We start from the raw sequence: 3380 nt of genomic DNA, 5'->3' as shown, positions 1-3380 counted from the left end.
ATTGATGAAATCGGTGAAATGCGGGCGCTGCGGGTGGCGCGCCACCAGCGTTTTCTGCCACGGCGTCAGGTTGGCGTAGAGCTCGGTGAGCGCCTGCGCCGCCTTGTCCTCGATGCGCGCGATCTCGTCGCCGATGTCGCTGCCGGTAGCGGCCAGCGCACGCAGTTCATCGACCTTGGATTCGAGTTCGGCGACGGGCTTTTCGAAATCGAGGTAAGAGCGCATGAGATCCGGCATCAAATGAATATAGGGGTGAACGCGCCTGAGGGCGAAGCGGGCCTCCTCCGCGCGAATAAGGCGTGTATCTTCAATTGCTTGGCGCGAAATCCGGGGCGAGATCCGATCCCGTCTTCCGAGTGCGCGCCGAAGTGTCGCGGGTGTGAGACGGCTCTTTCGGGTGAGACGGCGCGGAAGTCAAGGCGGCAGCGCGGCCGTTACTTCTCCGCCAGTGGATGCAGGTCGCGCACCAGGCTCTTCAGGCGCTCCTCCACCACATGGGTGTAGATCTGCGTGGTCGAGATATCGGTGTGGCCGAGCAGCGTCTGCACGATGCGCAGATCGGCGCCGTTGTGCAGCAAATGGCTGGCAAAGGCATGGCGCAGCACATGCGGCGAGACCAGCCGCGGCGCCAGACCCGCCGCGGCCGCGAGCTCCTTCAGGTCGCGCGCGAAATGCTGCCGGGTCAAATGTCCGCTCTCCCCGGACGAGGGAAACAGCCATTTCGGGCTTGCGACGTTCTTCTTCACGGGCTTGGCCGCTTCCATCGCGGCGAGGTAATCGGTCATCGCCTGCCGCGACGCCTCGTTCAGCGGCACCAGCCGTTCCTTGTTGCCCTTGCCGCGCACCACGATCATGCGGGCCTCGTGGCGGGCCGCCGCGCGCGGCAGCGATACCAGTTCGGATACCCGCAAGCCGGTGGCGTAGAGCACTTCCAGCAGGCAGTACAAGCGCATCGCACGAAGCCGCCGCGGCGCAGTTGTTTCCGGCGCCTCGCCCAGCGCCTCGCTTAGTGCCTTGGCGTGCGTCAGCAGCCGATCGACATCGGCGATCGACAGCACTTTCGGCAGGCCGCGGCCCCGCTTCGGCCCCGACAGGATCGCGGCCGGATCGTCACCGCGAATCCGCTCGTTGAGCAGAAAGCGATACAGGTGCCGCATCGCCGACAGCCGCCGCGCCACGCTCGACGACTTGAAGCCGCGCCGGTCGAGGTCGGCGAGGTAGTCGCGCAAGCCTTGCGTTTGCGCGCCGGCAAAGTCCTGCCCGTCGCGGGCCAGGAATTCCGAAAAATCGGTCAGGTCGCGGCGATAGGCGTCAAGCGTGTTGGGGCCGGCGCCCTGTTCCGCCGCGAGCATATCGAGGAACAGGTTGATCAGTTTGGCGTCTGAGGTCTTTGCGTCTGAGGTCCTGGAGCGCATCCGTCCACCCTAGCGCCTATTTCTTGAGGAACTTGTCTGGAGGAACGGTGACGATCATTTCCCGCGGTTTCGGGTTGACGAAGTTCGCCAGCGCGAAAATCACGCCATAGACGATCCCGACGATCACGGCGACGACCGTCAGAAAGCGGAACAGGCTGGGCATGCGTGAGCCTCAGGCGGCGAATTAACCATTGGATGGGGCCCGACTACCAACATGTTCGCCCCTTCGTTGCAAGTCTCTCTGGCAACGGTGTCGGCGGGGGTAGTATAGGTGGCGCGGAACGCCGCAATTCCTGCGGCGATTGAGCCAATTCGATGCCCGAGACCGCCTCGTCGCCGGCCAGTACCACCGCATCCCCCGAGGCCGAGATCATGGCCGCGCTGGGGCCGCGGTCGATCGTGCTGGTTGGGATGATGGGGGCCGGCAAATCCACCATTGGACGGCGGCTGTCGGCGCGGCTGCGGCTGCCGTTTCTCGACGCCGATACCGAGATCGAGGCGGCGGCCGGCATGTCGATCCCGGATATCTTCGAGACCCATGGCGAGCCGCATTTCAGGGACGGCGAGGCGCGGGTGATCGCGCGGCTGCTCGACAGTGGCCCGGCCGTGCTTGCAACCGGCGGCGGCGCCTTCATGCGCGAGGAGACCCGCGATCGCATTCGCGACAAGGCGGTTTCGATCTGGCTCAAGGCCGATGCCGATATCATCATGAAACGGGTGAAGCGGCGCGCCGACCGCCCGCTGCTGCAGACCGCCGATCCCGCGGCCACCGTCGGGCGCCTGATCGAGGAACGCGAGCCGGTCTATCAATGCGCCGATATCACGATCTGGTCGCGCGACGTGCCGCACGAAAAGATCGTCGATGAATGTATCGAGGCCCTGCACGGCCGGCTATGCGGCACCGCCACGAACGAAGCATCGAACACGCTGAGCGCCACGCCATGACCGCGCCGTTAAAGCATTCCGATTCCGTTACCGTCGAAGTCGCGCTCGGCGATCGCGCCTATGACATCGTGATCGGCCGCGACGTGCTGCAATCGCTGGGGGGCCGAATTGCCGCCTTGCGGCCCGGGGTCCGCACCGCCATCGTCACCGACCGCAATGTCGCAAGACACTGGCTCGACAAGACGGAAAGCTCGCTGGCGCAGGCCGGCATCGCCACGTCGCGCATCATTGTCGAGGAGGGCGAAGGCTCGAAGACCTATGCCGGCCTTGAGAAGGTTTCGGAGGCGCTGATCGCGGCGAAGATCGAGCGCAACGATCTGTTGATCGCGCTCGGCGGCGGCGTGGTCGGCGATCTCGCGGGGTTTGCGGCGGCGATCCTGCGCCGCGGCGTCGATTTCGTGCAGGTGCCGACCTCGCTGCTGGCGCAGGTCGATTCCTCGGTCGGCGGCAAGACCGGGATCAATTCGCCGCAGGGCAAGAACCTGCTCGGCGCGTTTCACCAGCCGGTGCTGGTGATTGCCGATACCGCGGTGCTCGACACGCTTTCGCCGCGCCAGTTCCGCGCCGGCTACGCCGAAGTCGCCAAATACGGCGTGCTCGGTGACGAAGCGTTCTTCGCCTGGCTCGAAGCCAATCATCGCGACATCTTTTCCGGCGGCGCCGCCCGCGAGCACGCCATCGCCACCTCCTGCCGCGCCAAGGCCGCGGTCGTGGCGCGCGACGAGCGCGAGACCGGCGAGCGGGCGCTGCTCAATCTCGGCCACACCTTCGGCCATGCGCTGGAGGCCGCTACCGGCTTCTCTGACCGGCTGTTCCATGGCGAGGGCGTCGCCGTCGGCATGGCGCTGGCGGCGGAATTTTCCGCACAACTCGGGATGATCGGGCCGGACGCCGCCGCGCGGGTCAGCCATCACCTTGCCGAAGTCGGCCTGCCGACCCATCTGCAGGATATCGCGGGATTTGCCCAGGAAGGGCTGGCGGATGCCGACGCGCTGATGGCGCTGATGGCGCAGGACAAGA

At 66.0% G+C, this 3380-nt stretch carries 4 protein-coding genes and 1 pseudogene; 2 read left to right on the top strand and 3 right to left on the bottom strand.

What is annotated here, in order from left to right; all coding sequences use genetic code 11:
- From QZ213_RS26350 to QZ213_RS26340, 3 genes and pseudogenes are all read right to left on the bottom strand, one after another.
- Positions 1-237, bottom strand: a pseudogene (locus tag QZ213_RS26350) (acetyl-CoA carboxylase carboxyl transferase subunit alpha); the annotation flags it as partial.
- 197 nt (positions 238-434) lie between these two features.
- Positions 435-1415: a site-specific tyrosine recombinase XerD gene (gene xerD, locus QZ213_RS26345; RefSeq protein ID WP_291688991.1), complete on the bottom strand. Its 981-nt coding sequence runs from the start codon at positions 1413-1415 to the stop codon at positions 435-437.
- Between the two features lie 16 nt (positions 1416-1431).
- Positions 1432-1578: a histidine kinase gene (locus tag QZ213_RS26340; protein WP_291688990.1), complete on the bottom strand. Its 147-nt coding sequence runs from the start codon at positions 1576-1578 to the stop codon at positions 1432-1434.
- A gap of 152 nt (positions 1579-1730) precedes the next feature.
- Between QZ213_RS26340 and QZ213_RS26335 the strand changes: the two genes are divergently transcribed.
- Together QZ213_RS26335 and aroB are read left to right on the top strand one after the other, a co-directional pair.
- Positions 1731-2360 carry a shikimate kinase gene (locus QZ213_RS26335; RefSeq protein WP_291688989.1) on the top strand — a complete coding sequence of 210 codons (630 nt, stop codon included), beginning with the start codon at positions 1731-1733 and terminating at the stop codon, positions 2358-2360.
- Positions 2357-3380, top strand: a 1024-nt coding sequence (aroB, locus tag QZ213_RS26330; RefSeq protein WP_291688988.1) for a 3-dehydroquinate synthase, incomplete at its 3' end; no start/stop codon positions are given. The genes QZ213_RS26335 and aroB, both read left to right, overlap by 4 nt.

The organism is Bradyrhizobium sp., from assembly GCF_017881085.1.
Classification (GTDB): Bacteria; Pseudomonadota; Alphaproteobacteria; order Rhizobiales; family Xanthobacteraceae; genus Bradyrhizobium.
Note: the sequence above shows the minus strand (reverse complement) of the source record. Positions and strands in the feature narration are given on the sequence as shown.

Excerpts from the sequence above, each read along its gene's own strand:
- QZ213_RS26340 (WP_291688990.1), bottom strand. The coding sequence starts at position 1,578 with ATGCCCAGCCTGTTCCGCTTTCTGACGGTCGTCGCCGTGATCGTCGGG.
- xerD (WP_291688991.1), bottom strand. The coding sequence starts at position 1,415 with ATGCGCTCCAGGACCTCAGACGCAAAGACCTCAGACGCCAAACTGATC.
- QZ213_RS26335 (WP_291688989.1), top strand. The coding sequence starts at position 1,731 with ATGCCCGAGACCGCCTCGTCGCCGGCCAGTACCACCGCATCCCCCGAG.